A 26,537-nucleotide genomic window follows, 5' to 3' on the forward strand; every position below is an offset into this window, starting at 1 on the left:
CCCCTCGCCACAAAAGCCACCCGCTACACGCGCTCGCCACATCGCGAAATTGTTATAACTCGTCGCTAATCGGCAACACGTAGTTCTTGAATTCGGTGTCTTCCTTGAACCCGATCGACTCGTAAGTCTTCTGCGCCACTTCGTTATTGCTGCTGGTGGACACACGCATGCGCACGGCGTTGGTTTCCTTGGCCATTTTCTTCGCGGTGCGGATCAGATTGTCGGCGACCAGTTGGCGGCGGGCGTCTTCGGCGACGTAGATGTCGTTGAGGATCCACACACGTTTGAGCGACAGCGATGAAAAGCTCGGGTACAGCTGACAGAAACCCATCAGTTTGTTGTTGTCGTCATCGGACAGTGCCAGGTAGATCACCGATTCCTTGCGACGCAGGCGTTTTTCGAGGAACGCCCGGGACGAGTCCGGATACGGCAGGGAGCCATAAAACTCGCGATATTTGACGAACAACGGGGTCAGCAGGTCCAGGTGTTCGAGGGTCGCTTGAATAATCCGCATGGTAGGTCTCGCTTCAAGTGGCTGTCATACGTGCGTGACGGCGATGGGAAACCCCTGGCGGCCGTGCGTCGATCCTGCCTGAAACCGAGTCGTAAACGCAATGCGGAAACGGTTCAGGCATCCGGCGGACTGAGTAGGAAATTTCCTTTCATGTCCGCTCCAGTTTCCGACTCCAATGTCTGAACCTGGGCTTCGTCCTTCAGATTGACCCCCGACAACTGCCGCCGACAGGCTTCGCGCATCAGGTACAGCAAGCGGTGCGCTGCCATCCCGTAGCTGAGACCTTCGAGCCGGACGTTGGAGATGCAGTTGCGATAGGCATCCGTGAGACCAATCTTGGGATTGTAGGTGAAATATAAACCCAGACTATCAGGAGAGCTGAGACCCGGGCGTTCACCAATCAGGATCACCACCATTTTCGCGCCCAACAGTTCGCCGATCTCGTCGGCCACGGCCACGCGACCCTGTTCGACCAATATCACCGGGGCCAAAGACCAACCATCCGCCGCCGACTGTTCCTCCATGCGAGTCAAAAACGGCAGGGTATGCCGATGAACGGCCAATGCCGACAAACCATCGGCGACCACAATCACCAAATCCACGCCGCCGGGATGGGTCGAGGCGTAATCACGCAGGGTCTGCGCCGACTCATCGCTCAACTTGCGTCCCAGATCCGGGCGCTGCAAATAACTGTTCCGGTCCGTCGCGGCGCTGTGCAGCAGCAAACTCTCGCGCCCGCGCTCGGCCAGTTGCGCGCTGAGCCCGGCATGGTCGAACGGCAAATGCACTGCGTCCCGAGCCTGGGCGTGGGCGTACTGGAAATCCAGTTGCGCGCTGGTGGGCAGGCTGGTGCCGGTGCGGCCCAGGGCAATCCGCGCCGGGGTCAGGCGCCGCAGTTCCAGCCACGGGTTCTGTGGATCAACGGGTGGTTTATCCATATCAACACTCATCCCAGTTGCGCCAAAGCCTGGCGGAAGGCCGGCGGCAGGTTGTTACCAAAGTGAATCTTGCCGTCCGCCTGGGTGAAAATCCCCATCTTCGCCAGCCACTGTTCGAACTCCGGCGCCGGCTTCAAACCCAGGGTTTGCCGGGCGTAGAGGGCGTCGTGGAACGAGGTGGTCTGGTAGTTGAGCATGATGTCGTCGGAGCCGGGGATGCCCATGATGAAGTTGATCCCGGCCACACCCAACAGGGTCAGCAAGGTGTCCATGTCGTCCTGGTCGGCTTCGGCGTGGTTGGTGTAGCAAATGTCGCAACCCATCGGCACGCCCAGCAACTTGCCGCAGAAGTGGTCTTCGAGGCCGGCGCGGATGATCTGTTTGCCGTTGTAGAGGTATTCCGGACCGATAAATCCTACGACGGTGTTCACCAGGAACGGTTTGAAATGTCGCGCCACCGCGTAGGCCCGTGTCTCGCAGGTCTGTTGATCGATGCCGTGGTGGGCGTTGGCCGACAGGGCGCTGCCCTGGCCGGTTTCGAAATACATCAGGTTCTGGCCGAGGGTGCCGCGATTCAGGCTCAAACCAGCGTCATAGCCTTCCTGCAGCACGTTCAGGTTGATGCCGAAACTGGCGTTGGCCGCTTCGGTACCGGCGATCGACTGGAACACCAGGTCCAGCGGAACCCCGCGATTGACCGCTTCGATAGACGTTGTGACGTGGGTTAAAACGCACGCTTGTGTAGGAATTTCGTAGCGCTGGATGATCGCGTCGAGCATTTCCAGCATGGCGCAGATCGAGGCGATGCTGTCGGTGGCGGGGTTGATGCCGATCATTGCGTCGCCGTTGCCGTACAGCAGGCCGTCGAGAATGCTCGCGGCGATGCCGGCGGGTTCGTCGGTCGGGTGGTTGGGTTGCAGGCGTGTGGATAAGCGGCCGCGCAAACCCATGGTGCCGCGAAACTGCGTGATCACGCGGATCTTCTGCGCGACCAGCACCAAGTCCTGCACGCGCATGATCTTCGACACGGCGGCGGCCATTTCCGGGGTCAGGCCGGGGGCGAGGGCGCGCAGGCTCTGTTCGTCGGCGGCGTCGCTGAGCAGCCAGTCGCGAAAACCGCCAACGGTGAGATGGCTGACCACCGCGAAGGCTTGTTTGTCGTGCGTGTCGATGATCAGCCGGGTGACTTCATCGGACTCGTAGGGAATCAGTACTTCCTGTAGGAAGTGAGTCAACGGAATGTCGGCCAACGCCATTTGCGCAGCCACGCGCTCGCCATCGTTGAGCGCGGCGACACCGGCCAGGAAATCCCCGGAACGCGCCGGGCTGGCCTTGGCCATGACTTCCTTGAGGCTCTCGAAGCGGTAGGTCTGGGCGCCGACGGAATGGGCAAATGCGGCCATGGGACGGAGTTCTCCTGATGCTGTAAATCACTCAAAAACACCCCCGAAACCCTGTGGGAGCGGGCTTGCTCGCGAAAGCGGTGTATCAGTCGACATCAATGGTGCATGTCAGTCCGCCTTCGCGAGCAAGCCCGCTCCCACATGGGATTTCGGTGCACTTCAATATGGCAGGCGCCGAGCATTGAGCCCGGCGCCGGTGCAACTCAGATACCTGTGAGCATAGCGTCCGCCGGTGCGGCGAGGCGTTGCTTGGCGGTCAGTTGGAAATACAGGTAACCGGCGACCATGAAACCCAGGAACACCAGGCCGATCACCGTGTTGAACCACGCCATCGCCACCAGGCACACCACCGCCAGGAATAGCGCAATCCCCGGCACGATCGGATAACCCGGCGCGCGGAAGGTGCGTTCCAGGTTTGGCTCGGTTTTGCGCAGTTTGAACAGGCTGAGCATGCTGATGATGTACATCACGATGGCGCCGAACACCGACATGGTGATCATCGCCGCCGTCAGGGTCATGCCTTGCAGATTGACCAGGCCGTCGCTGTAGATCGCCGCAATGCCGATCACGCCGCCGGCCAGGATCGCCCGGTGCGGAGTCTGGAAGCGCGAGAGTTTGGCCAGGCCTTTAGGCAGGTAACCGGCGCGGGCCAAGGCGAAGAACTGCCGCGAGTAACCCAGGATGATCCCGTGGAAACTCGCCACAAGACCGAACAGGCCGATCCAGACCAGCATGTGCATCCAGCTCGAATTGTTGCCGACCACGGCTTTCATCGCCTGGGGCAGCGGGTCGTTGATGTTCGACAGTTGGCGCCAGTCGCCAACACCGCCGGCCATCACCATCACACCGATAGCCAGGAACACCAGGGTCAGAATGCCGCTGACGTAGGCCTTGGGAATCGTGCGCTTCGGGTCCTTGGCTTCTTCGGCTGCCATCGCCGCGCCTTCAATTGCCAGGAAGAACCAGATTGCAAACGGGATCGCCGCAAAGATCCCCGGGATCGAGGCCATGGTGAACTCGTTGGAACCCGACCAGCCGTTGAGTACGAAGTTACTGAAGCTGAAGCCCGGCGCCACCACGCCCATGAACACCAGCAATTCGGCGACCGCGAGCACGGTGACCACCAGTTCAAAAGTCGCGGCGATGCTGACGCCGAGGATGTTCAGGGTCATGAACACAAAGTACGCGCCGACCGCCGCAATCTTCGGGTCCAGTTCCGGGTACTGCACGTTGAGATAGGCGCCGATGGCCATGGCAATTGCCGGCGGCGCAAAGACGAATTCGATCAGGGTGGCGATGCCGGCGATCAATCCGCCTTTCTCGCCAAACGCCCGTCGGCTGTAGGCAAACGGCCCGCCCGCGTGGGGAATTGCGGTGGTCAGTTCGGTGAAACTGAAGATGAAGCAGGTGTACATCGTCGCCACCATCAGCGCGGTGACGAGGAAGCCCAGCGTGCCTGCGGTGCCCCAGCCGTAACTCCAGCCGAAGTACTCGCCGGAAATCACCAGGCCGACGGCAATGCCCCATAAGTGCAGGGTGCCGAGTGTGGGTTTGAGCTGTGTCGTAGAAGTCATAAGTCCTCTCTGTTTTTTATTGTTTGATCGGTTGGACTTTCGGGTGTGGCGGTTACAGCGGGCACGCAAAGCCCGTGCCAGAGGGGCAGGGCGATGTTTGGTGGGTCATTGAGGGCGCCATCGCGAGCAAGCTTTGCTCCTACGGGTACAACGCAATCCTGTAGGAGCGAGGCTTGCCCGCGAAAGCCGTTACGCAGTCACGCGTCGAGTTAGAAGAAGCCCAACGGATTGATGTCGTAGCTCACCAGCAGGTTTTTGGTCTGCTGATAGTGATCGAGCATCATTTTGTGGGTTTCACGCCCGACGCCGGACTTTTTGTAACCACCGAACGCGGCGTGCGCCGGGTACAGGTGATAGCAGTTGGTCCACACACGACCGGCCTTGATGGCGCGGCCCATGCGGTAGGCGCGGTTGATGTCGCGGGTCCAGAGGCCGGCGCCCAGGCCGAACTCGGTGTCGTTGGCGATGGCCAGGGCTTCGGCTTCGTCCTTGAACGTGGTGATGCTCACCACCGGGCCAAAGATTTCTTCCTGGAACACGCGCATTTTGTTGGTGCCCTTGAGCAAGGTCGGCTGGATGTAATACCCAGTCGCCAGGTTGCCCTCGAGTTTTTCCACCTTGCCGCCAGTCAGCAGCTCGGCGCCTTCGCCCTTGGCGATTTCCAGGTACGAAAGGATTTTGTCGAATTGCTGCTCGGACGCCTGGGCGCCGACCATGGTGTCGGTGTCCAGCGGGTCGCCACGTTTGATCGACAGGACTTTTTTCATCACGACTTTCATGAAGTCGTCGTAGATCGATTCCTGTACCAGTGCGCGAGACGGGCAGGTGCAGACTTCGCCCTGGTTGAAGAACGCCAGCACCAGGCCTTCGGCGGCTTTTTCGATGAAGGTTTCTTCGGCTTGCATGATGTCGGCGAAGAAGATGTTCGGCGACTTGCCACCCAGCTCCACGGTGGACGGAATAATGTTTTCGGCGGCGGCATGCATGATGTGCGAGCCGACCGGGGTCGATCCAGTGAAGGCGATCTTGGCGATGCGCTTGCTGGTGGCCAGCGCTTCGCCGGCTTCTTTGCCGAACCCTTGCACCACGTTGAGCACGCCGGGCGGCAGCAGGTCGCCGATCAATTCCATCAGCACGGTGATGCCCAGCGGGGTTTGCTCGGCAGGCTTGAGCACCACGCAGTTACCGGCAGCCAGGGCCGGGGCGAGTTTCCACGCGGCCATCAGGATCGGGAAGTTCCACGGGATGATCTGACCGACCACTCCCAGCGGTTCATGGATGTGATAAGCCACGGTGTTGCCGTCGATTTCGGCAGCGCTGCCTTCCTGGGCGCGGATGCAACCGGCGAAGTAGCGGAAGTGATCCGCCGCCAGCGGGATGTCGGCGTTGAGGGTTTCACGCACGGCTTTGCCGTTGTCCCAGGATTCGGTGATGGCCAGGAGTTCCAGGTTCTGCTCGATGCGGTCGGCGATTTTCAGCAGCACCAGCGAGCGCGCCTGGGCGGACGTGGCGCCCCAGGCATCGGCAGCGGCGTGGGCAGCGTCCAGGGCTTTGTCGATATCTTCGGCCGTGGAGCGCGGGAATTCGGCAATCGGTTGGCCATTCACTGGCGAGGTATTGGTGAAGTACTGACCTTTGACAGGCGCGACGAACTCGCCGCCGATGTAGTTACCGTATTTGCTCTTGAACGAAACGATAGCGCCTTCAGTACCGGGGTGAGCGTAACGCATGGTGATTTCTCCTTGGCTTGTTGTACTTATAAGAGAGACGCGCATGAGCGCTTGCTATAAGCGTAGAGCAAAGGTTGGGCCACTGCCTTGCAGGGCAGGTAAATCAAGGCGTTGCGCGGTTTTTGTCGGACAAGCGGGGGTTGTCTGTGACGGTTTCGGTACAGCCTGGGTGACAGTTTGTACCGCTTGTGGCACAGGTTGTGACTGGGTGGTCTTGCCAGCATTGCAAAGCGCGCTGGCGTGGAGGATGCTCGCTGTTCATATGACTACGTCATTGGGCTGCACACCTTTGATGGCTGCCGCATAACCCCTGTAGGAGCTGTCGAGTGAAACGAGGCTGCGATCTTTTGATTGTGCTTTTTGAGAGACAAGGTCAAAAGATCGCAGCCTCGTTTCACTCGACAGCTCCTACGTGGGAAGTGTTAGCGGCTCGGGGAGAATAATAAGAAATGCACGACAACCATTTGAGTCGCCATGCCCAGCAAGTCCTGACGGTTACCCAGGGCAAATCGCACCTGCACGGCCCTGGCAGCGATCCGTCGATTGCCCGCTCCTGGCTGCGTTGTCTTGAGGATTATCACCTCGACCCGGCCCTGACCATGGCGCCAACGGTGCTGGAACATGGTCGCGTACTCGAAAGCCGCGAGCGCCTGCAGCAAGTGCTGCACATCGCCGGCAACGAAATGACCAGCCTGCATCAGCAACTGTCCGGTGCCGGCCACGCGGTGCTGCTGACCGACGCCCGTGGGGTGATCCTCAATTGCGTCACCGCCCCTGCCGAACGCAAGATCTTCGAGCGCGCCGGGCTCTGGCTTGGCGCCGACTGGAGTGAAGCCTGCGAAGGCACCAACGGCATCGGCACCTGCCTGGTGGAGCGCCAGGCCCTGACCATTCATCAGGACGAACACTTTCGCGGCCGTCACACCGGCCTGACCTGTTCGGCGAGCCCAGTGTTCGACCCGCATGGCGAACTGCTGGCGGTGCTCGACGTGTCCTCGGCGCGGCATGAAGTCTCGCGGCAGAGCCAGTTCCACACCATGGCCCTGGTCAATCTCTCGGCGAAGATGATCGAGAGCTGCTATTTCCTGCGCTACTTCGACAATCAATGGTTGCTACGTTTTCACCTTCAGGCGGAATCCGTCGGGCTGTTCAGCGAAGGGCTGCTGGCGTTCGATGGCGAAGGGCGGATCAGTGCGGTCAACCAGAGTGCGCTGAACCTGCTCGGGCACATTCGCGGCGGCTTGTTGGGTAAACCGGTGGAAGCGTTTTTCGATTGCACGTTGGATGAGTTACTCGGCCGCGCCAGCGTGAATGCCAGCGCCAGTTGGCCGCTGCGCACCCGTGACGGGCGCAGCCTGTTTGCTCTGTTGCGTGGCCAGCCGCGCAGTATTCCAGTGCCGGTGGTGCAAAGTCCGGTGATTACCGAGCGCCCGCGCCTGTCCGGCATTTGCCTGGGCGATACCGCGTTGCAGGAGGATTTTCGCAAGGCCCTGCGTGTGTTCGAGCGGGATGTGCCGCTGTTGATCAATGGCGAAACCGGGTCCGGTAAAGAGGCTTTCGCCAAAGCTGTACACCAGGCCAGTCAACGGGCGGAAAAGTCTTTTGTCGCCCTCAACTGCGCAGCCATCCCGGAAAGCCTGATCGAAAGCGAACTGTTCGGCTATCGCGGCGGCAGTTTCACTGGTGCGCGCAAGGAGGGTATGCGCGGCAAACTGCAACAGGCGGATGGCGGCACGTTGTTCCTCGACGAGATCGGCGACATGCCCCTGGCGTTGCAGACTCGTTTGCTGCGAGTGCTGGAAGACCGCCAAGTCGTCCCGATTGGCGGCGAACCGGAATCGGTGAACGTGAGAATTATCAGCGCCACCCACCGGAATTTGCTGGATCGGGTGCATCACGGCAGCTTCCGCGAGGATTTGTACTACCGGCTTAATGGTCTGGAAGTCGCGTTGCCTGCGCTGCGTGATCGCACTGATAAATCCCAGTTGCTCGACTTCCTGCTGGCCGAAGAGGCGGGCGGGGAGACGGTGCTGATTGATCAACCGGCGCGGCAGGCGTTACTCGGTTTTGCCTGGCCGGGGAATGTGCGGCAGTTACGCAATGTGCTGCGTACCTTGGCGGCGTTGTGTGATGGCGGGCGGGTTGGGCTGGAGGATTTGCCGGCGATGATTCGTCAGGCGCGGCCGGTGGTTGCGGCGGCGGTGGAAGAGCCTTCCGAATTCCCGCTCGACGATGCCGAGCGCTTGGCGTTGCTCAATGCGCTGGAGCAGCAGCGCTGGCATATGACGCATACGGCGGAACAACTCGGTGTCAGCCGTAACACCCTCTATAGAAAACTACGCAAACACGGAATCGCCAGGAACCTGTAGGAGCGAGGCTTGCCCGCGAAGAACGGTAACGCGGTGTATCAGACAGACCGCGTTGTGGCCTTCGCGGGCAAGCCTCGCTCCTACGGGTTGTGCGATCGACCCGAAACAAAGGTGCGATTTTCCCCACCCTACGCTAACCTGCGGCCATGTTTTACGAGGTCGACTATGCACATTCATATTCTTGGTATCTGCGGCACTTTCATGGGTTCGATGGCGGTTCTGGCCAAAGAGCTGGGCCATCACGTGACGGGCTCCGATGCCAACGTCTATCCGCCGATGAGCACTCAGCTTGAGGCTCAGGGCATTCAGTTGACCCAGGGTTACGACCCGGCGCAGCTCGATCCGGCCCCGGACCTGGTGGTGATCGGCAATGCCATGTCCCGTGGCAATCCCGCCGTCGAATACGTCCTGAACAAAGGCCTGCCTTACGTTTCCGGCCCGCAATGGCTGGCGGATCACGTGTTGCGGGGTCGCTGGGTGCTGGCCGTCGCCGGCACTCACGGCAAGACCACCACCAGCAGCATGCTCGCCTGGGTGCTGGAACACGCGGGCATGAGCCCGGGTTTCCTGATCGGCGGCGTGCCGCAGAATTTCTCGGTGTCCGCTCGCCTGGGTGGCACACCGTTCTTCGTGATCGAAGCCGACGAATACGACAGCGCGTTTTTCGACAAGCGCTCCAAGTTCGTCCACTACGGCCCGCGCACGGCGATCCTGAACAATCTTGAGTTCGATCACGCCGATATCTTCCCCGATCTTCCAGCTATCGAGCGGCAATTTCACCATTTGGTGCGGACCATTCCGAGCGAAGGCCTGGTGATCCATCCGACCACCGAACCTGCTTTGCAGCGCGTGATCGGCATGGGTTGCTGGACCCCGGTGCAAACCACCGGTGCCGGCGGTCAGTGGCAGGTCAAGCTGTTGAGCGAAGACGGCTCGAAGTTTGAAGTGATGTTCGAAGGCGTCGCCCAAGGCGTGGTCGAGTGGGACATGACCGGTCAGCACAACGTTGCCAACGCCTTGGCCACCCTGGCGGCCGCGCGTCATGTCGGCGTAGTACCGTCGCTGGGTATTGCCGCGTTGAGCGCGTTCAAAAGCGTGAAGCGCCGGATGGAGAAAGTCGCGGAAGTGCGTGGCATCACCATCTACGACGACTTCGCCCACCACCCGACCGCCATCGCCACCACCCTCGATGGTTTGCGCAAAAAGATTGGCGACGCGCCGTTGATCGCGATCATCGAGCCGCGCTCCAACTCCATGAAGCTCGGCGCGCACCGTGATGGTCTGCCGGAAAGCGTGGTCGATGCCGATCAGGTGATCTGGTACGCGCCAGCCAACCTCGGCTGGGATCTGGCGGGCACGGCGGCGCTGTGCACCGTGCCGTCGATTGTCAGCGATTCCCTCGAAGGCATCATCGAGCGTGTGAAGAGCCAAGCCCAGCCCGGCACCCACGTGGTGATCATGAGCAACGGCGGCTTCGGCGGCCTGCACGGCAAACTCGCCGAGGCGCTGCAATGAACAACGGCCCGGAACGCATCACGCTGGCGATGACCGGCGCTTCGGGCGCCCAGTACGGTTTGCGCCTGCTGGATTGCCTGATTCGCGAAGACCGCGAGGTGCACTTCCTGATCTCCAAGGCCGCGCAACTGGTGATGGCCACCGAGACGGACGTGACGCTGCCGCCGAAACCGCAAACCATGCAGGCCTTTCTCACCGAATACACCGGGGCAGCCGCCGGGCAAATCAAGGTGTATGGCAAGGAAGACTGGATGTCGCCGGTTGCTTCGGGCTCCGGCGCGCCAGCGGCGATGGTGGTGGTGCCGTGTTCGACCGGGACCTTGTCGGCGATCGCGACCGGGGCCTGCAACAACCTGATCGAACGGGCCGCCGATGTGACGTTGAAGGAGCGCCGCCAGTTGATTCTGGTACCGCGTGAAGCGCCGTATTCGAGCATTCATCTGGAGCACATGCTCAAGTTGTCGAACATGGGCGTGACGATTCTGCCGGCCTCGCCGGGTTTCTATCACCAGCCACAGACCATCGACGACTTGATCGACTTCGTCGTCGCACGGATCCTCAATCTGCTGAACATTCCCCAGGACATGCTGCCGCGTTGGGGCGAGCATCATTTGAGCAGCGATGAATAAACTGCTGATGGTCCTGCTGGCGCTGCAACTGGCCGGTTGCGCCACGGCGCGCACCCTCGATGCCGCCAAACCCGGGGCGCCGGTGGTGTATTCGGGGACGCGCCTGGATTTGTATGCGATGAATGGCGGTTGCTGTGCCATGGATCGTTTTGGAGCGGAGGCCCCGAGCTATCCCGGTGTGGATCTGCCGGCTAGCGCGTTGCTCGATACGTTGTTATTGCCGTTGTCGGTGTTGACGGTGATTGGCGTGAGTTTTCAGGCGACGGGCGGGTTGTAAGAGCGATCGCGGTTCTTGTGGCGAGGGAGCTTGCTCCCGCTGGGCCGCGAAGCGGTCCCAAAAACAAGGGATTGCTGCGCAATCCAACGGGAGCAAGCTCCCTCGCCACAGGTCGGCGGGTTATTTACCTAACTTCCGCAACTCATCCGACTCAACCACCCGCACGCCATCTTGCTCTTCCAAAGCCAGTCGCCACATCGCCCGCGCCAGTTGGCAGGCTTCGATGCCGTGGTATTTGCCCGGGATCAAGCGCGACAGCGGCCCAGCAAACTGCTCGGCCATGCGCGGTTCGAGACGTTCGCCAAGCAACAACGAAGGTCGGCAAATGGTCAGTTGCGGCCAGTTCTGCGCGCGCAATGCGTATTCCATCTCGCCTTTGACCCGGTTGTAGAAAACCGAGGACCGGCGATCTGCCCCCAAGGCGCTGATCACGATCAAGTGCCGTGCGCCCATTTCCCGGGCACGTTTGGCGAACGCCACCACCATGTCCAGGTCTACAGCGCGAAACGCCTCCTCGGAGCCGGCCTGTTTGATCGTGGTGCCGAGGCAGCAGTAGGCGATGTCGACGCGACCGTTCAATTGCGGCAGGAATACGGCAGGGTCGCCGACGGGGTTTTCCAGATGGGGATGCTTGGCCAGTGGCCGGCGTGAAGGTGCCAATACCCGCGTAATCGTTGGCTCATTGAGCAGGCGATCAAGCAAATGTTCGCCGGTTAATCCGGTAGCTCCGGCAAGCAATACATGCTGAGGCGTCAAGTACATAGTGTTTCCCCCTTGATACTGTTCAGCTTAGTTGCTCTTGGCGTCCTTGCTGCTGATAGCAGCACTTTGTAATGCTTTTCGGGCTTGTTGCTTGCGCAACAGCTGCCAGTGGGAGAGCACGGTTTTCGGTGCCCAGATCTGCGGTTCAGACGCTTCGAAGTTATCCGCCAGCTCGCGCTCGGCCACGGTGGCCTTGGCCAGTTTGAAGGCCTGCTCCAAATCGTCGGTCTGGTTCAGCGCCTGGGCGAACAGCGCGTCGCCGAAGTAGGTGAAATTGGCTTCCTCCGAGCAACCGAACGACACCCGGTCCGCCCGCGAGGCGGTCATGATCAATGTGCGCTCGTCTTTCAGTGCTGGGATGAAACCACCGGAATAGCAGGAAGAGATGACAATAATCTTGTCGCGATTCTTCAGCGGAGCGAGCACCGCTGCCAATTCGTCGGCCGGCAGGTCAGCCAGTTCCATACGTGGCTGATCGAGCACCAGTTCGTGTTCGCTGGTGCCGTGGCTGGTCAGGTAGATAAACAGCAAGTCTTCCGGGCCACTGCGTTCGGCCAGGGTCTGGGCGGCGCGGCGCAGGTTTTCCCGGGTGGCCATCGGCCGGTCGGCGAGGTGGTCACGGTGGTTGACCAGGCGAATCTGCCCATAGGCGCCGAAACGGCTGGCGAGCATGTTGGCGACGTAGTCGGATTCGCGCAGGAACACGCTCTGCTTGCCGTCGCCGCCAAGGGTCAGGGTGTACAACTCGACCGCCGGGGTCGAGGCGGGGACATTGGCCAGCGCTTCGTCGAGCAAGCGGCCCTGGGCCAGCAAACCGGATTCCAGCGTGTCGGGCAGCAACTTGCCGTCGGCGTCGCGCACACGTTGGCCGTTGATCCAGGTGCCGCTCATCACGGTGCCATCGGTCAGCACCAGGGTGCCGCGACCCGAATAGCTGTCGCTGTCAAAGCCGCCGACGTAGAAACTGCCGTCGGCCAGGTTCAGGCGGCCTGGCCCGGTGAAGCGCCAGTCGCTGAACTGGCCGATGTAATGGCTGCCGTCGGCGCCGATCAATTCGCCCTTGCCGGTGAGCGCGCCTTCCTTGAACTGGCCGATCCACACATCGCCATCGGCGTTCTCGTAGCGGCCCTTGCCGTGGAGTTGGTTGTCCTTGAAGCCGCCGACGTAGATATCACCGTCGGCGCTGTTGAATGTGCCGTTGCCTTCCAGTTGCCCGTCGACGAAATGCCCGCTGAACTGATTGCCGCTGGCATCGCCGCGCTGGCCTTCGCCATTGGGTTTGCCGTGGGCGAACTGGCCTTGATAGGTGCTGCCGTCGTCGAGTTCGAGACGACCGAGCCCGGAATACTGATCGGACTTGAACTCACCACGGTAAGTCATGCCGTTTTCTTTGAGGGTGCCTTCGCCGTCGCGCCGACCGAGCTTGAAGCCACCGGTGTAACTGCTGCCGTTGGTGGTCAGCGTGCCCTGGCCGTCGAACAACCCTTGCTGGAACTGCCCGCGATAGACCTCGCCATTGCTGCCATGCCATTCCCCCTGGCCATGCCATTGGCCTTTGTCGAACTCCCCGGCGTACCAACTTCCGTTCGGGTAGTCGATGCGGCCCTGGCCCTGCAACAACCCGTTGACCAGATCCCCTCGATAGCGTCCGCCGTCCGGCAGGCGGGCGTCAGGGGACAACAGCGATTCACCATCGCCGCAAGCGGTGAGCATCAGGGTCAAAGCGAGGAGTGCAAGTGAGCGCATAGCGGGATCCGGGCAATTAGGCGACCGAGTATGCCGCAGCTATGCGTCGCATATATAGAGAAGGTCGCGAAACAGCGTGCGCTGCTTCGCATTCGGGATGGTTTACACGAAACAGAGGGACAGCGGTTCAGCGATGTACGCCGGTTTGTCCGAGCCTTCTATCTCAAGGGTGGCGGTGGCCTTGAGCAACCACTGGCCGGGTTTCTTCTCGGTGACGTCGGTCAGGTCGACCTTGAGCCGTACTTTCGAGTTGACCTTGACCGGCTGAATGAAACGCACGCTGTCGAGGCCGTAATTGACCACCATCTTCAAGCCTTCCGGCAGGATCAGGATGTCTTCCATCAGTTTTGGGATCAGCGACAGCGACAGGAAACCGTGGGCGATGGTGCTGCCAAATGGCGTTTGCGCGGCTTTGACCGGGTCGACGTGAATGAACTGATAATCCCCGGTGGCTTCGGCGAACAGGTTGATGCGCTCCTGATCGATGGTGAGCCATTCGGAACGTCCAAGTTCCTTGCCGACATAATCTTTGAGCTCTGCAACGGGAACATAGGGCATTGAGACTCTCCTTGGGTTCATCGGTTTTATAGTTTTGAGGTGGGGGGATTTGACCTCCCGGATTACCACTTTAGATCAACATGGCAAATTGCTCCGGTCAACTGACCATGCTTTTGGCGAATGCCGGTGTATAGCGTCGGCATGCTTATAATGCTCGGCCCCTTTTTGATGGGGAAAAGCGTGGGAGATGCTGGATGTTGTTACGTGGCCTGACCTGGCTGGTGCTGTTCCAATTGCTGGGCACAGCCATCAACCACCTGTTTTTGCCGGTGCTGCCGGGGCCGATTGTCGGCCTGCTGCTGTTACTGGTGTTTCTGATTTGTCGTGGCGAGGTCGGTGAGCCGCTGAACCTGGCCGCCAGCAGTTTGCTGCGCTACCTGCCATTGCTGCTGGTGCCGCCGGCGGTGGGCGTGATGGTTTACGCCAAGGATATTGCGGCGGACTTCTGGGCGATCACCGGGGCGCTGGTGCTGTCGCTGCTGTTATCCATGGCCTTCGCCGGGGTGTTGATGCAGCGTCTGGTCAAGCGCCACGCGCATCGTGGGGATCGCCCATGATCCTTGACTGGCAAGGCGCGCTGGATTCGGTGATCCATCATCCGCTGTTCGGCATCGGCATTACCCTCGGCGCCTATCAACTGGTGCTCGCGGCGTTCGAGAAAACCCGCTGGATCTTCCTGCAACCGGTGCTGGTGTCGATGGTGCTGGTGATTGGCGTGTTGGTGAGCTGCGGCCTGACCTACGCCGAGTATCGCAAGAGCACCGAGATCCTCAGTATCCTGCTGGGCCCCGCGACTGTTGCGTTGGCGGTGCCGCTGTACTTGAACCTGCGACGGATTCGACAGTTATTCTGGCCGATATTTACTACGCTGGTGATAGGCGGCGTGGTCGCCACGGGCATGGGCGTGTTGCTGGGCTGGTGGTTCGGTGCCGAACACATGATCCTGATGACCATGGCGCCGAAATCCGTAACTTCGCCGATTGCGATGTTGGTGGCCGAACAGATTGGTGGTGTCGCGGCGCTGGCAGCGGTGTTCGTGTTGATTACCGGCGTGATTGGTGCGATTTTCGGCCCGAGCCTGTTGACCCGTCTCGGTGTCCACAGCCCCGAGGCGCGCGGAATGGCGTTAGGGATGACCGCCCATGCGGTCGGCACTTCGGTGGCCTTGCAGGAAAGTGAAGAGTGCGGCGCCTTTGCGGCGCTGGCGATGAGTCTGATGGGCGTGGCGACGGCGGTGTTCCTGCCGTTGGCCGTGTCGATGGTGGTGTAAGGAAATGTCTATGAGCTTGCCGCTTTTCCCGCTGAACACGGTGCTGTTCCCCGGTTGCATCCTCGATTTGCAGATTTTCGAGGCGCGCTACCTGGACATGATCAGCCGCTGCATGAAACAAGGCAGCGGCTTCGGCGTGGTGTGCATCCTTGATGGCGAAGAAGTCGGCATCGCCCCGGCGGGTTATGCGCTGGTGGGCTGCGAAGCCCTGATCACCGACTTCAAACAGCAGGACAACGGCTTGCTGGGGATTCGGGTGCAGGGTGGGCGACGTTTCCACGTATTGCGCTCCGAAGTGCAGCGCGATCACCTGACCATTGCCGACGTCGAGTGGCTGGAAGACGAACCGGAACAACCGTTGCAGGATGAGGACGCCGACCTGGTCGCCTTGCTCAAAGCGCTGGCCGAACACCCGATGGTCGAAGCGCTGAACATGGGCACCGAAGCAACCGGGCAACAATCATTGGCCAATCAACTGGCCTACCTGCTGCCATTTGCCGAGGTCGACAAGATCGACCTGCTGCAACTCGACGATCCGCAGCAACGGCTGGATGCGATTCAGGCGTTGCTGGATGAGTTGCAAGGCGAACTGTTCGCCTGAGATCCCCCGTAGCAGCTGCCGAGCCCGCGAGGCTGCGTTTGAGGACGAAGTCCTCGCAAAACCTGAGTATGCGGTGTGTCTGATTGGCGACTGCTACGCAGCCGAACGCAGCCTCGCGGGCTCGGCAGCTGCTACAGGGCTGCGGTAAATCCGGTCTTCAATACGCGTAGCGCAACATCATGTGCGGCAGATGCCGCAACGCGAAAAAGGCAAACAACGCCAGCAACGACGGCAGCACCAGCCACCAGACCTTCGGCGGCATGGCGTTGAGCGGCGTCTGGCGTTGACTCAGCCACAGGCTCGCCGCACAGACACCCGCCGCCAGCATCGCGCCGGCCAGCACGTCCGTTGGCCAGTGCGCGCCCAAATACACCCGCGACAACGCAATCGCCAGCGCCGGCAGGCAACCCAATAGCAGCCAGGTCAGGCGCATGCGTGGCGGTTGTCCGCGCCCGGCAAGTACGGCGATGGCCAGGAACAGCGCGAAAGCCCCCGAGGCGTGACCGCTGGGCATGCTGTAACTGGTCAGCGGGTCGCTCAACACTTCCGGGCGCATCCGGGCGAAAAAATGCTTGGTCACGGTGTTGCCCAGCGCGGTAAACAGCAGCGCGCCGCCCGCGAAAATCGCCTGGCGCCATTGTCGGGTGAGTAACAGCAAACCGGTCAGCAGAGCGCTGAACATCAGCATGTTGCGGAATTCACCGATCAGCGTGAACGTCACGGCCACTTCATCGAGCATCGGGCTGCGGTGTTCCTGCACCAAAGTCATCACGCCCTGGTCGAGGGCGGTCAGGTGCGGATAGCCGATAAACAGCCCGATCAGAATCACCAGCCCCAGGCCGGCAATATAAGCGGTGGCGTGACGATGACGACGCATGCTGCTGGTGACGCTCAGGCCGATCATCAGCGCGATGCTGCCGGCGACAATCCCCGCTTCCGGCCAGAAGCCGTCCGGTAATGGCAGGCGAATCGCCGCTCCCGTGGCCCAGCCCGGCAGCAGGTAAGCGATGCTCCAGCCGGCGGCGGCCAACAGACTGACGGCGGCGAAGCGCGGGAAGGGCATGTCGAACATCCCGGCGACCATTGGCAGCATCGGTCGCAACGGGCCGATGAAACGTCCTACCAACAGGCTCGCGATCCCGTAGCGCTGGAAGTAGGACTCGGCCCCGGCAATCCATTCCGGGTGATGGCGCAAACCGGGCAGGCGGCGGATGTTCTGGTGGAAATGTCGCCCCAGGAAGTAGGAAACCACGTCACCCAGCAAACCACCGAGAAACCCCAGCAACAGCGTTTCGCCCAGCGACAACGCACCACTGCCGGCCAACACCGCCACGGCAAACAGCAAAACGGTGCCCGGCACGATCAACCCGGCAATCGCCAGGCATTCCACGCACGCCACTACGAACACCGCGGCGGCCAGCCACTGTGGATTGACCGTCAACCAGCCAGTGATGCTATCGAGCCATGGGCCCATACCTGCAACTCCATAGAAATGTTATCGGTCCCTGGGGACGCATCCAATCTGCAAAACACCACAAACTTATTGTGGGAGCGAGCCTGCTCGCGAAGGCGTTGGTTCAATCAACATTGATGTCGGCTGACACTCCCTCATTCGCGAGCAGGCTCGCTCCCACAGGGATCAGTTGTGATTCAGGACAACAAAAAATAATCGCGACCTTCGACCTGTCCCCGGCGCAGCGGGTTCCGCGTGCAGTACGGCGCATACGCCGCATCCACAAAGCGATACATCAAGTGTTCGTCACGCCCATGGGGAATCCCCAGGCGAGTGGTTTGGATAATGTGGGCGGGCGCCGGACCGACGTCTTGCACCAGCAGCACTTCATGATCAAAACGCTTGGCGTCCCAGACCGGCACCTTCAAACCCAGCGCTTTGCACAGCAGCGTCTGGCCGGCGCAGAGTTTTTGCGAGGGGCGAGGGCGGCCCTGGGCATCGGGATTGTTCAGCAGCATTTGCGCCAGGCTCGCCGGCCCGCTCAATTCATCGACCCACGGATAGGCGGATTTGATCAGCACCGCGTTGCCCGGTCCTTGGGCGCTGAAGTTAAGCGAATCACCGCCCCGGGCGTAATACATATAGATGTGTCCGCCATCCAGAAACAAAGCCTTACGCTTTTCTGTGTAGCCAAGGGACGCGTGGCTGCCTTTTTCTTCGCAGTAATAGGCTTCGGTCTCGATGATTCGGGCGCTGAGCCACAGGTCGCCGACCCGGTGACGGATGACTTTGCCCAGTAGTTCTCGGGCCAGAACTTGCGCGTCACGGTCGAAAAAAGCGTCCGGCAGCGCCGTGGGCAGGGCCGCAAGGGCGGCGCGAACAGTCAGGTTGGACATGATGAACGGCGTTTATCAGGGCTGAATGAGCGGTGATGATAACAATTTGCAGCTTAATCACGGCTGAACGTCGGCAAATTGCCCTCCATTTCGACCATCCGCCCGTCACCGCTGTTAGTCCTAGGACGCGACAGCTATAATCTGCCGCTTTCATCTTTGCCAAGACCCCATCAGACATGACTGAGTCCGTCCTCGACTACATGACCCGCCTGGGTCGCGCTGCCCGCCAGGCGTCGCGCATCATCGGCCGTGCCAGCACTGCGCAGAAAAACCGCGCCTTGCAGGCTGCGGCCAATGCGCTGGACGCTGCGCGCGCCGAGTTGACGGCTGCCAATGAGCTGGACCTGGCCGCTGGTCGGGCCAATGGTCTTGAGCCGGCCTTGCTGGAACGACTTGCGCTGACCCCGGCGCGCATCGACGGCATGATCGTCGGTCTGCGCCAGGTTGCGGCCCTACCGGACCCGGTCGGCGCGATCCGCGACATGAGCTTTCGCCCGTCGGGCATTCAGGTCGGCAAGATGCGCGTGCCGTTGGGCGTGATCGGGATCATCTACGAATCCCGCCCGAACGTGACCATCGATGCTGCCAGTCTGTGCTTGAAGTCGGGCAACGCGACCATCCTGCGTGGCGGTTCCGAAGCGATTCATTCCAACCGTGCCATTGCCGCCTGCATCCAGCGCGGTCTGGCCGAGGCCGATCTGCCGGCCGCCGTGGTGCAAGTGGTCGAAACCACCGACCGTGCCGCCGTCGGCGCGCTGATCACCATGCCTGAATACGTGGACGTCATCGTTCCTCGTGGCGGCCGTGGCCTGATTGAGCGAGTCAGCCGCGACGCTCGTGTGCCGGTGATCAAACACTTGGACGGCATTTGCCACGTCTACGTCAGCGAACACGCCGACCTGCCGAAAGCCCAGCGCATTGCCTTTAACGCCAAGACTTACCGTTATGGCATCTGCGGCGCGATGGAAACCTTGCTGGTGGATCAAAGCGTTGCCAAAGATTTCCTGCCATCGATGGCGGGCCAGTTCCGCGAGAAAGGCGTCGAACTGCGCGGTTGCGAGCGCACCCGGGCGATCATCGAGGCCGTTGCGGCCACCGAAGACGACTGGAGCACCGAATACCTGGCGCCGATCCTGTCGATCCGCGTGGTCGACGGACTGGACCAGGCCATCGAGCACATCAACCAGTACGGCTCCCATCACACCGATTCGATCGTCAGTGAAAACCTGGCCGATACCCGGCGTTTCGTCGCGGAAGTCGACTCGTCGTCGGTGATGATCAACACCCCAACCTGCTTCGCCGATGGCTTTGAATACGGATTGGGTGCCGAGATTGGCATTTCTACTGATAAGCTGCACGCCCGCGGCCCGGTGGGCCTCGAAGGTCTGACCTGCGAGAAGTACATCGTGGTCGGTGACGGCCAGTTGCGCGGACAGGAGTCGGTCTGACTTGGGCGACCTCGACCCGTCAGCCCCGGTCATTGCCGGCGAGGCTGGGCCTCGACGCATAGGCGTGCTGGGCGGAACGTTTGACCCGGTGCACATCGGCCATTTGCGCGGTGCACTGGAAGTGGCCGAGTCCTTGGGCCTCGATGAGCTGCGACTGACACCCAGTGCCAGGCCGCCCCATCGGGACACGCCGCAGGTCTCGGCGCAGGACCGTCTGGCGATGGTCGAGTGCGCGGTGGCCGGTGTGGCGCCGTTGGTGGTGGACGCCCGCGAATTGCAGCGGGACAAACCGTCCTACACTATCGATACCCTGGAATTGATGCGCGCCGAAATGGCCGCGGATACCCAGGTTTTTCTACTTTTGGGCTGGGACGCATTTTGCGGCCTGCCCACTTGGCACCGCTGGGAAGAGTTGCTCCAGCATTGCCACATCCTGGTGCTGCAACGCCCGGATGCCGACAGCGAACCGCCGGATGCCTTGCGCAATCTGTTGGCGGCACGCTCGGTGAGCGACCCGCTGGCCCTCAAAGGGCCGAGCGGACAGATTGCATTCGTCTGGCAGACACCGCTCGCGGTATCCGCCACCCAGATCCGTCAACTGCTGGCCAGCGGTAAGTCGGTACGTTTCCTGGTGCCCGACGCGGTCCTGGCCTACATCGATGCGCACGGTCTCTACCGTGCGTCGAACTGAAAAAAAGGGCACGTTTCAAGGCACGAAATGACGTGTATTGAAACGCCCGAACATACGAGCAAAACGAGTTTTATATGACGAACAAAGACGTAACTAAAGTAAAGCGCAAAGGCACGTTCAAGAGCGCTCCACTGCCTGAGCCGGTCCTGACCAACGAGCCCCTGAAGGGTGATGAGCTGGTCAAGGTTGCCGTAGCCGCCCTGGAAGACGTGAAGGGCCAGGACATCCAGGTCATCGACGTTCGCGAAAAGCAGAGCATCACTGACTACATGATCATCGCTACCGGTACTTCGAACCGCCAGATCGGCGCGATGCTGGACAAGGTCCGCGAAGCCGTCAAAGCCCTGGGCATCAAGCCGTTGGGTGAAGAAGGCAAGGGCGACAGCGACTGGGTCCTGCTGGATATGGACGACGTGATCGTGCACATGATGACCGCGTCTGCTCGTCAGTTTTACGACCTCGAGCGTCTGTGGTCCGGCGCTGAACAGAGCCGTGCCCTGAACGCGGCTCACCACAGCCCGGAAAACACCCACGAGCATTTCATCAAGCTCAACAAAGACCAGCAGTAAGGGACCGCTGTGCGACTGCGACTGATCGCCGTCGGTTCACGCATGCCCAAATGGGTGGAAGAAGGCTGGCATGAATATGCCAAGCGTCTTCCGTCCGAGCTGGCGCTGGAACTGGTGGAAATACCGCTCAATACCCGTGGCAAGAACGCCGACGTGGCGCGCTTCATCCGTCAGGAAGGCGAAGCCATGCTGGCCAAGGTCGGGCCGAACGAGCGGGTTGTCACCCTCGAAGTCCACGGCAAGCCCTGGAGCACCGAGCAACTGGCGGTCGAACTCGATCGCTGGCGGCTGGACTCGCGCACGGTGAATTTCATGGTCGGCGGCCCCGAAGGGCTGGCGCCGGAAGTGTGTGCCCGGGCTGATCAGCGTTGGTCGTTGTCGCCGTTGACGTTGCCGCACCCGCTGGTGCGGATTCTGATCGGCGAACAGTTGTATCGTGCCTGGACAGTCCTGTCCGGCCACCCTTACCACAAGTAGTTCTGCCCTCATGTCCCAGCCGATCCGCATCAAGGACCACGAAAAAGACGCCCGTCTGGTGCGTGGCCGCGTCGTGTTCGGGGCAATTGCGGTGGTGGCGCTGATCTGCGTGCTGATCGCGCGGCTGTATTTCCTTCAGGTCATCCAGTACGAGTACCACTCGACCCTGTCGGAAAACAACCGCGTCCATGTGCAGCCGATTCCGCCGACCCGTGGGCTGATCTTCGACCGTAATGGCGTGGTGGTGGCCGATAACCGGCCCAGCTTCAGCCTGAGCATGACCCGCGAGCGTTCCGGCGACTGGCAGCAAGTGCTCGACGTGATCGTCCAGGTGCTGGAACTGACGCCTGAGGACCGAGGGATCTTCGAGAAACGCATGAAGCAGGGGCGTCGGCCATTCGAGCCGGTGCCGATTCTGTTCGAGTTGACCGAAGAGCAGATCGCCCGGATCGCGGTGAATCAGTTCCGGCTGCCGGGTGTGGAAGTGGTTGCGCAGTTGGTGCGGCATTACCCGCAGGGCGCGCACTTTGCGCATTCCGTGGGTTATATGGGCCGGATCAACGAGAAAGAGCTCAAGACGCTGGACCCGGTCGGTTACAGCGGTACTCATCAAATTGGCAAGACCGGTATCGAGCGCTTCTACGAGCCCGAGTTGCACGGCCAGGTGGGTTACGAAGAAGTCGAGACCAACGCTCGGGGCCGCGTCTTGCGCGTGCTCAAGCGCACCGATCCGATTCCCGGCAAGGACATCGTCCTGAGCCTGGACATCAAATTGCAAGAAGCTGCCGAGTTGGCACTCGGTGGTCGCCGTGGTGCGGTCGTCGCGCTGGACCCGAACACCGGCGAAGTCCTGGCCATGGTCAGCCAGCCGAGTTTCGATCCAAACCTGTTCGTCACCGGCATCAGCTTCAAGGCCTACGCCGAGTTGCGCGATTCCATCGACCGGCCATTGTTCAACCGCGTGCTGCGCGGTCTGTACCCGCCGGGCTCGACGATCAAGCCAGCGGTGGCGATTGCCGGCCTGGATTCGGGTGTGGTCACGGCTTCGACCCGGGTCTTCGACCCCGGTTACTACATGCTGCCCAACTACGATCACAAATACCGTAACTGGAACCGTACCGGCGACGGCTACGTGGACCTGGACACGGCGATCATGCGTTCCAACGACACCTACTTCTATGACCTGGCGCACAAGCTGGGCATCGACCGGTTGTCCTCGTACCTGGGCAAGTTCGGCATCGGCCAGAAGGTCTCGCTGGACATGTTCGAAGAATCCCCTGGCTTGATGCCGTCCCGTGAATGGAAGCGCGCGACCCGGCGTCAGGCCTGGTTCCCTGGCGAAACCCTGATTCTGGGGATCGGTCAGGGCTACATGCAATCGACGCCGCTGCAACTGGCGCAAGCCACGGCGCTGGTGGCCAACAAGGGTGTGTGGAACCGTCCGCACCTGGCCAAGACGGTCGAAGGCGAAAAGCCCAAGGATGAGAATCCGATGCCGGACATCATCCTGCGCGACCCGTCGGACTGGACCAAGGTCAACCATGGCATGCAGCAAGTAATGCACGGTGCCCGCGGTACGGCGCGCAAAGCTGCCATCGGTTCGCAATACCGGATTGCCGGTAAAAGTGGTACGGCCCAGGTGGTCGCGATCAAGCAGGGCGAGAAGTACGACCGCTCCAAGGTGCAGGAACGCCACCGCGACCACGCCTTGTTCGTCGGCTTCGCGCCCGCCGATAACCCGAAAATCGTGGTGTCGGTGATGGTCGAGAACGGCGAGTCCGGTTCCGGCGTCGCGGCACCTGTTGTGCGTCAAGTCATGGATGCCTGGCTCCTGGACCAGGATGGACGACTCAAACCTGAGTACGCCGGCCCTATCAGCGCGGAGGCTACGGCCCGTGAAGAGTAATTTCGATCGCATCCTCTCCAGTGAGGACGTGATGCGTCGCCGTGCGACGCTGCTGCAACGCATGCACATTGATGGCCCATTGTTGATCCTGCTGCTGACCCTCGCCGCCGGCAGCCTGTTCGTGCTTTATTCGGCCAGCGGCAAGAGCTGGGATCTGCTGGCCAAGCAAGCCACTTCATTCGGCATCGGCCTGGTGTCGATGATCGTCATCGCCCAGTTCGAACCGCGTTTCATGGCCCGTTGGGTACCAATCGGTTATGTGCTGGGCGTGTTGTTGCTGGTAGTGGTGGACGTCATGGGCCACAACGCCATGGGCGCTACGCGCTGGATCAACATTCCCGGGGTGATCCGCTTCCAGCCCTCGGAATTCATGAAGATCCTGATGCCGGCGACCATCGCCTGGTATTTGTCCAAACGCACGTTGCCGCCGCAAGCTCAAGCATGTGGGCGTCAGCCTGTTCCTGATCGGCTTGCCGTTTATTCTGATTGTGCGCCAGCCGGACCTCGGCACTTCGCTGCTGATCCTCGCGGGCGGCGCGTTCGTGCTGTTCATGGGGGGCCTGCGCTGGCGCTGGATCCTCAGCGTGATCGCCGCGGCGGTGCCGGTGGCGGTGGCGATGTGGTTCTTTATCATGCACGACTACCAGAAGCAGCGAATCCTCACGTTCCTCGACCCGGAAAGCGATCCGTTGGGCACTGGCTGGAACATTATTCAGTCCAAGGCTGCCATCGGTTCCGGCGGCGTATTCGGCAAAGGCTGGCTGCTGGGCACTCAGTCGCACCTGGACTTCCTCCCGGAAAGCCACACTGACTTCATTATTGCGGTACTGGGCGAAGAATTCGGTTTGGTGGGCATCTGCGCACTGCTGCTGATCTACCTGTTGCTGATCGGTCGCGGGCTGGTGATTACCGCCCAGGCCCAGACTTTGTTCGGCAAATTGCTCGCGGGCAGCCTGACTATGACGTTTTTTGTTTACGTTTTCGTCAACATCGGTATGGTCAGTGGCCTGTTGCCGGTTGTGGGGGTGCCGTTGCCGTTCATTAGCTACGGAGGAACTTCGCTGGTGACGCTGCTGTCAGCGTTTGGGGTTTTGATGTCGATCCATACCCATCGTAAGTGGATCGCACAGGTTTGAATAAGGTGAAGATTTCAATGCAAGTAATGCATGGCTGGGCGACTCGATACGCGCCGTGGGTCGGCCTGGTAGGCATCCTTGGTACCGCGGAAACGCGGGCCGGCGATTACGAAGGCTCACCCCAGGTGGCCGAATTCGTCGGTGAAATGACCCGCGACTACGGTTTTGCCGGTGAACAGCTGATGGGCGTGTTCCGCGAAGCCGAGCGCAAACAGGCGATCCTCGACGCGATCTCCAAACCTGCTGAGCGAGTCAAGCAGTGGAATGAATATCGCCCGATGTTCATCACCGACGCGCGTATTGCCCGTGGTGTGGACTTCTGGCGTCAGCACGAGGCAGTACTCGCCCGTGCCGAGCAGGAATATGGCGTACCCGCCCAGGTGATTGTGTCGATCATCGGCGTTGAAACCTTTTTCGGCCGCAATACCGGCAATTACCGGGTGATCGACGCGTTGTCGACCCTGGGTTTCGACTATCCTCCCCGTGCCGAGTTTTTCCGCAAGGAATTGCGTGAGTTCCTGCTGCTGGCTCGGGAAGAGCAGGTCGATCCACTGACCCTCAAAGGCTCCTACGCCGGCGCCATGGGCTTGCCGCAGTTCATGCCGAGCAGTTTTCGCGCGTATGCGGTGGATTTCGACGGTGATGGCCACATTAATATCTGGAACAACCCGGACGATGCCATCGGCAGCGTCGCAAGTTATTTCAAGCGTCACGGCTGGGTCGCCGGCGAACCTGTGGTCAGCCGCGCCGATGTGCGTGGCGATCAGGTGGATGACGGCCTGACCACTGGCATTGAGCCGACGAAAACCGTCGGGGAGTTGCGGGCGTTGGGGTGGTCAAGTCATGATGCGCTGCGCGATGATATGCCGGTTACGGCTTTCCGCCTGGAAGGTGACAATGGCCCCGAGTACTGGATGGGCCTGAAGAATTTTTACGCGATCACGCGTTATAACCGCAGCGTGATGTACGCCATGGCCGTACATCAACTGTCTGAACAGCTGGTCCAAGCACGGGGCGTCAAGTAATGCGGGCATTGCCTATGAATAAACCCCTGAAGCTGATGGCATTCGCCGCGTTGGCGGTGCTGGTCGCCAGCTGCTCGACCAGTCGCGCGCCGACGCAAAAAACCTCCAACACCGCCGTGCGCGCTACGCCGGGGCTGGACATCAACCGCGCCCACAAAGATGGCGCGCCGTGGTGGGACGTGGATGTTTCGCGCATCCCGGACGCCACGCCGACCCTGCACAGCGGTCCTTATAAAGCCAACCCGTACACCGTGCTGGGCAAGACCTATTTCCCGCTGCAAGAGTCCAAGACCTACGTCGCCTCGGGCACGGCGTCCTGGTACGGCACCAAGTTCCACGGCCAGAACACCGCCAACGGCGAAGTCTATGACCTGTACGGCATGAGTGCCGCGCACAAGACCTTACCGCTGCCAAGTTACGTTCGGGTGACCAACCTGGACAACAACAAGAGCGTGGTTTTGCGCGTCAACGACCGTGGGCCGTTCTACTCGGACCGCATCATCGATTTGTCCTATGCGGCCGCCAAGAAACTGGGCTACGCCGAAATCGGCACCGCGCGGGTCAAGGTCGAAGGGATCGATCCACAACAGTGGTGGGCCGCGAAAGGCCGTCCGGCGCCTTTGATGCTCAATGAGCCTCAAGTAGCGCAGAATGCCGCGCCGACGATTACCGCTTCGGCGGGGACGGTCGAGCAATGGACGCCACCGCCGCAGCAACACGCCGCGGACACCGTGCCTGTGCCGATCAGTGCAAAAAAAAACGCTTCTGTACCAGCCTCTGGCCAGTATCTGCAGGTGGGCGCGTTCGCCAACCCGGACGCTGCAGAACTCCTGAGATCGAAGCTCAGCGGGATGGTGAGCGCTCCGGTGTTCATCAGCTCGATAGTGCGCAACCAACAGACATTGCATCGGGTACGCCTGGGGCCGATGGGTTCTCCGGGTGAAATCCAGCAAGTGCAGAACAGTGTGCGAATGGCCAATCTCGGTTCGCCGAGCCTGGTCACCGCCGAGTAACACGCAGTACTTGATTGAAGGTTCGCTTGCAGTTTGG

Annotated in this window: 24 protein-coding genes and 1 pseudogene; 15 read left to right on the plus strand and 10 right to left on the minus strand. The window is 60.9% G+C overall.

Features of this window, described 5'->3' with window-relative positions:
• Positions 1-52 precede the first annotated feature (52 nt).
• The 5 genes from NK667_RS31420 to exaC all read right to left on the minus strand — a co-directional run bounded on the left by NK667_RS31420 (position 53) and on the right by exaC (position 6,159).
• On the minus strand, positions 53-514 hold the full coding sequence (locus NK667_RS31420) for a GNAT family N-acetyltransferase (RefSeq protein ID WP_034148104.1): 462 nt from the start codon (positions 512-514) through the stop codon (positions 53-55).
• Between the two features lie 113 nt (positions 515-627).
• Positions 628-1,452: an ethanolamine ammonia-lyase subunit EutC gene (eutC, locus tag NK667_RS31425; RefSeq protein WP_054616735.1), complete on the minus strand. Its 825-nt coding sequence runs from the start codon at positions 1,450-1,452 to the stop codon at positions 628-630.
• An 8-nt stretch (positions 1,453-1,460) separates the two neighbouring features.
• Positions 1,461-2,855, minus strand: a complete 1,395-nt coding sequence (locus NK667_RS31430; RefSeq protein ID WP_054616734.1) for an ethanolamine ammonia-lyase subunit EutB — start codon at positions 2,853-2,855, stop codon at positions 1,461-1,463.
• Positions 2,856-3,058: 203 nt separating this feature from the next.
• Positions 3,059-4,429: an ethanolamine permease gene (gene eat, locus NK667_RS31435; protein WP_054616733.1), complete on the minus strand. Its 1,371-nt coding sequence runs from the start codon at positions 4,427-4,429 to the stop codon at positions 3,059-3,061.
• 209 nt (positions 4,430-4,638) lie between these two features.
• Positions 4,639-6,159, minus strand: coding sequence for an acetaldehyde dehydrogenase ExaC (exaC, locus tag NK667_RS31440; RefSeq protein ID WP_054052388.1), 1,521 nt, complete (start codon positions 6,157-6,159; stop codon positions 4,639-4,641).
• A gap of 449 nt (positions 6,160-6,608) precedes the next feature.
• Between exaC and NK667_RS31445 the strand changes: the two genes are divergently transcribed.
• The 4 genes from NK667_RS31445 (at position 6,609) to NK667_RS31460 (ending at position 10,949) form a co-directional block, all read left to right on the plus strand.
• Complete coding sequence (locus NK667_RS31445) at positions 6,609-8,528, plus strand: sigma-54-dependent Fis family transcriptional regulator (protein WP_054616732.1); 1,920 nt, start codon at positions 6,609-6,611, stop codon at positions 8,526-8,528.
• Positions 8,529-8,693: 165 nt separating this feature from the next.
• Positions 8,694-10,043: a UDP-N-acetylmuramate:L-alanyl-gamma-D-glutamyl-meso-diaminopimelate ligase gene (gene mpl, locus NK667_RS31450; protein ID WP_054616731.1), complete on the plus strand. Its 1,350-nt coding sequence runs from the start codon at positions 8,694-8,696 to the stop codon at positions 10,041-10,043.
• Entirely contained in the window at positions 10,040-10,672 is a 633-nt protein-coding gene (gene ubiX, locus NK667_RS31455) for a flavin prenyltransferase UbiX (RefSeq protein ID WP_054052392.1), read from the plus strand. The genes mpl and ubiX overlap by 4 nt, the downstream gene beginning before the upstream one ends.
• Positions 10,665-10,949: a YceK/YidQ family lipoprotein gene (locus tag NK667_RS31460; protein ID WP_054052393.1), complete on the plus strand. Its 285-nt coding sequence runs from the start codon at positions 10,665-10,667 to the stop codon at positions 10,947-10,949. The genes ubiX and NK667_RS31460 overlap by 8 nt, the downstream gene beginning before the upstream one ends.
• 120 nt (positions 10,950-11,069) lie before the next feature.
• Here NK667_RS31460 and NK667_RS31465 read toward each other — a convergent pair whose 3' ends face one another.
• The 3 genes from NK667_RS31465 to NK667_RS31475 all read right to left on the minus strand — a co-directional run bounded on the left by NK667_RS31465 (position 11,070) and on the right by NK667_RS31475 (position 14,015).
• Entirely contained in the window at positions 11,070-11,711 is a 642-nt protein-coding gene (locus tag NK667_RS31465; RefSeq protein WP_054616730.1) for an oxidoreductase, read from the minus strand.
• A gap of 27 nt (positions 11,712-11,738) precedes the next feature.
• A complete protein-coding gene (locus NK667_RS31470; RefSeq protein ID WP_054616729.1) occupies positions 11,739-13,457 on the minus strand; it encodes a C13 family peptidase in 1,719 nt (572 codons plus the stop codon).
• 102 nt (positions 13,458-13,559) lie between these two features.
• Entirely contained in the window at positions 13,560-14,015 is a 456-nt protein-coding gene (locus NK667_RS31475) for a MaoC family dehydratase (RefSeq protein WP_054052396.1), read from the minus strand.
• Between the two features lie 194 nt (positions 14,016-14,209).
• Here NK667_RS31475 and NK667_RS31480 point away from each other — a divergent pair, with 194 nt between their 5' ends.
• The 3 genes from NK667_RS31480 to NK667_RS31490 are packed head-to-tail and all read left to right on the plus strand — an operon-like array spanning position 14,210 to position 15,886.
• A complete protein-coding gene (locus NK667_RS31480) occupies positions 14,210-14,572 on the plus strand; it encodes a CidA/LrgA family protein (protein WP_054616728.1) in 363 nt (120 codons plus the stop codon).
• On the plus strand, positions 14,569-15,285 hold the full coding sequence (locus NK667_RS31485) for an LrgB family protein (protein ID WP_054052398.1): 717 nt from the start codon (positions 14,569-14,571) through the stop codon (positions 15,283-15,285). Before NK667_RS31480 ends, NK667_RS31485 begins: the two co-directional genes overlap by 4 nt.
• Positions 15,286-15,295: 10 nt before the next feature.
• Entirely contained in the window at positions 15,296-15,886 is a 591-nt protein-coding gene (locus tag NK667_RS31490; protein WP_054616727.1) for an LON peptidase substrate-binding domain-containing protein, read from the plus strand.
• A gap of 157 nt (positions 15,887-16,043) precedes the next feature.
• On the opposite strand, the gene NK667_RS31495 is transcribed toward NK667_RS31490, so the two are convergent.
• Both NK667_RS31495 and NK667_RS31500 read right to left on the minus strand, forming a co-directional pair.
• Positions 16,044-17,360, minus strand: a complete 1,317-nt coding sequence (locus NK667_RS31495; RefSeq protein ID WP_054616726.1) for a bifunctional DedA family/phosphatase PAP2 family protein — start codon at positions 17,358-17,360, stop codon at positions 16,044-16,046.
• 176 nt (positions 17,361-17,536) lie between these two features.
• Positions 17,537-18,235, minus strand: coding sequence for a DNA-3-methyladenine glycosylase (locus NK667_RS31500; protein ID WP_054052406.1), 699 nt, complete (start codon positions 18,233-18,235; stop codon positions 17,537-17,539).
• 176 nt (positions 18,236-18,411) lie between these two features.
• On the opposite strand from NK667_RS31500, the gene NK667_RS31505 reads away from it, so the two are divergent.
• From NK667_RS31505 to NK667_RS31540, 8 genes and pseudogenes are all read left to right on the plus strand, one after another.
• Positions 18,412-19,683 (plus strand): glutamate-5-semialdehyde dehydrogenase, encoded by a 1,272-nt coding sequence (locus NK667_RS31505; protein WP_054616725.1) that lies wholly within the window; start codon positions 18,412-18,414, stop codon positions 19,681-19,683.
• Position 19,684: 1 nt separating this feature from the next.
• Positions 19,685-20,374 carry a nicotinate-nucleotide adenylyltransferase gene (gene nadD / locus NK667_RS31510; protein ID WP_054052411.1) on the plus strand — a complete coding sequence of 230 codons (690 nt, stop codon included), beginning with the start codon at positions 19,685-19,687 and terminating at the stop codon, positions 20,372-20,374.
• A gap of 74 nt (positions 20,375-20,448) precedes the next feature.
• Positions 20,449-20,943, plus strand: a complete 495-nt coding sequence (gene rsfS / locus NK667_RS31515; protein ID WP_054052413.1) for a ribosome silencing factor — start codon at positions 20,449-20,451, stop codon at positions 20,941-20,943.
• Between the two features lie 9 nt (positions 20,944-20,952).
• A complete protein-coding gene (gene rlmH / locus NK667_RS31520; protein ID WP_007937439.1) occupies positions 20,953-21,420 on the plus strand; it encodes a 23S rRNA (pseudouridine(1915)-N(3))-methyltransferase RlmH in 468 nt (155 codons plus the stop codon).
• 10 nt (positions 21,421-21,430) lie between these two features.
• Positions 21,431-23,326 (plus strand): penicillin-binding protein 2, encoded by a 1,896-nt coding sequence (gene mrdA, locus NK667_RS31525; RefSeq protein ID WP_054052415.1) that lies wholly within the window; start codon positions 21,431-21,433, stop codon positions 23,324-23,326.
• Positions 23,327-23,357: 31 nt separating this feature from the next.
• Positions 23,358-24,462 (plus strand): annotated as a pseudogene (gene rodA, locus NK667_RS31530) (rod shape-determining protein RodA).
• Between the two features lie 17 nt (positions 24,463-24,479).
• Positions 24,480-25,487, plus strand: coding sequence for a lytic murein transglycosylase B (gene mltB, locus NK667_RS31535; protein WP_054616724.1), 1,008 nt, complete (start codon positions 24,480-24,482; stop codon positions 25,485-25,487).
• Positions 25,487-26,500: a septal ring lytic transglycosylase RlpA family protein gene (locus NK667_RS31540; RefSeq protein WP_054052422.1), complete on the plus strand. Its 1,014-nt coding sequence runs from the start codon at positions 25,487-25,489 to the stop codon at positions 26,498-26,500. Before mltB ends, NK667_RS31540 begins: the two co-directional genes overlap by 1 nt.
• Positions 26,501-26,537: the final 37 nt, after the last annotated feature.

Origin of the sequence: Pseudomonas nunensis, from assembly GCF_024296925.1 — a bacterium.
Taxonomy (GTDB): Bacteria; Pseudomonadota; Gammaproteobacteria; order Pseudomonadales; family Pseudomonadaceae; genus Aquipseudomonas; species Aquipseudomonas nunensis.

Excerpts from the sequence above, each read along its gene's own strand:
- NK667_RS31490 (WP_054616727.1), top strand. The coding sequence starts at position 15,296 with ATGAGCTTGCCGCTTTTCCCGCTGAACACGGTGCTGTTCCCCGGTTGC.
- mrdA (WP_054052415.1), top strand. The coding sequence starts at position 21,431 with ATGTCCCAGCCGATCCGCATCAAGGACCACGAAAAAGACGCCCGTCTG.
- NK667_RS31475 (WP_054052396.1), bottom strand. The coding sequence starts at position 14,015 with ATGCCCTATGTTCCCGTTGCAGAGCTCAAAGATTATGTCGGCAAGGAA.
- NK667_RS31485 (WP_054052398.1), top strand. The coding sequence starts at position 14,569 with ATGATCCTTGACTGGCAAGGCGCGCTGGATTCGGTGATCCATCATCCG.
- NK667_RS31460 (WP_054052393.1), top strand. The coding sequence starts at position 10,665 with ATGAATAAACTGCTGATGGTCCTGCTGGCGCTGCAACTGGCCGGTTGC.
- rsfS (WP_054052413.1), top strand. The coding sequence starts at position 20,449 with ATGACGAACAAAGACGTAACTAAAGTAAAGCGCAAAGGCACGTTCAAG.
- NK667_RS31445 (WP_054616732.1), top strand. The coding sequence starts at position 6,609 with ATGCACGACAACCATTTGAGTCGCCATGCCCAGCAAGTCCTGACGGTT.
- exaC (WP_054052388.1), bottom strand. The coding sequence starts at position 6,159 with ATGCGTTACGCTCACCCCGGTACTGAAGGCGCTATCGTTTCGTTCAAG.
- mpl (WP_054616731.1), top strand. The coding sequence starts at position 8,694 with ATGCACATTCATATTCTTGGTATCTGCGGCACTTTCATGGGTTCGATG.
- mltB (WP_054616724.1), top strand. The coding sequence starts at position 24,480 with ATGCAAGTAATGCATGGCTGGGCGACTCGATACGCGCCGTGGGTCGGC.
- NK667_RS31420 (WP_034148104.1), bottom strand. The coding sequence starts at position 514 with ATGCGGATTATTCAAGCGACCCTCGAACACCTGGACCTGCTGACCCCG.
- NK667_RS31495 (WP_054616726.1), bottom strand. The coding sequence starts at position 17,360 with ATGGGCCCATGGCTCGATAGCATCACTGGCTGGTTGACGGTCAATCCA.
- eutC (WP_054616735.1), bottom strand. The coding sequence starts at position 1,452 with ATGGATAAACCACCCGTTGATCCACAGAACCCGTGGCTGGAACTGCGG.
- NK667_RS31480 (WP_054616728.1), top strand. The coding sequence starts at position 14,210 with ATGTTGTTACGTGGCCTGACCTGGCTGGTGCTGTTCCAATTGCTGGGC.
- NK667_RS31430 (WP_054616734.1), bottom strand. The coding sequence starts at position 2,855 with ATGGCCGCATTTGCCCATTCCGTCGGCGCCCAGACCTACCGCTTCGAG.
- NK667_RS31500 (WP_054052406.1), bottom strand. The coding sequence starts at position 18,235 with ATGTCCAACCTGACTGTTCGCGCCGCCCTTGCGGCCCTGCCCACGGCG.
- NK667_RS31505 (WP_054616725.1), top strand. The coding sequence starts at position 18,412 with ATGACTGAGTCCGTCCTCGACTACATGACCCGCCTGGGTCGCGCTGCC.
- eat (WP_054616733.1), bottom strand. The coding sequence starts at position 4,429 with ATGACTTCTACGACACAGCTCAAACCCACACTCGGCACCCTGCACTTA.
- NK667_RS31540 (WP_054052422.1), top strand. The coding sequence starts at position 25,487 with ATGCGGGCATTGCCTATGAATAAACCCCTGAAGCTGATGGCATTCGCC.
- NK667_RS31470 (WP_054616729.1), bottom strand. The coding sequence starts at position 13,457 with ATGCGCTCACTTGCACTCCTCGCTTTGACCCTGATGCTCACCGCTTGC.
- NK667_RS31465 (WP_054616730.1), bottom strand. The coding sequence starts at position 11,711 with ATGTACTTGACGCCTCAGCATGTATTGCTTGCCGGAGCTACCGGATTA.
- ubiX (WP_054052392.1), top strand. The coding sequence starts at position 10,040 with ATGAACAACGGCCCGGAACGCATCACGCTGGCGATGACCGGCGCTTCG.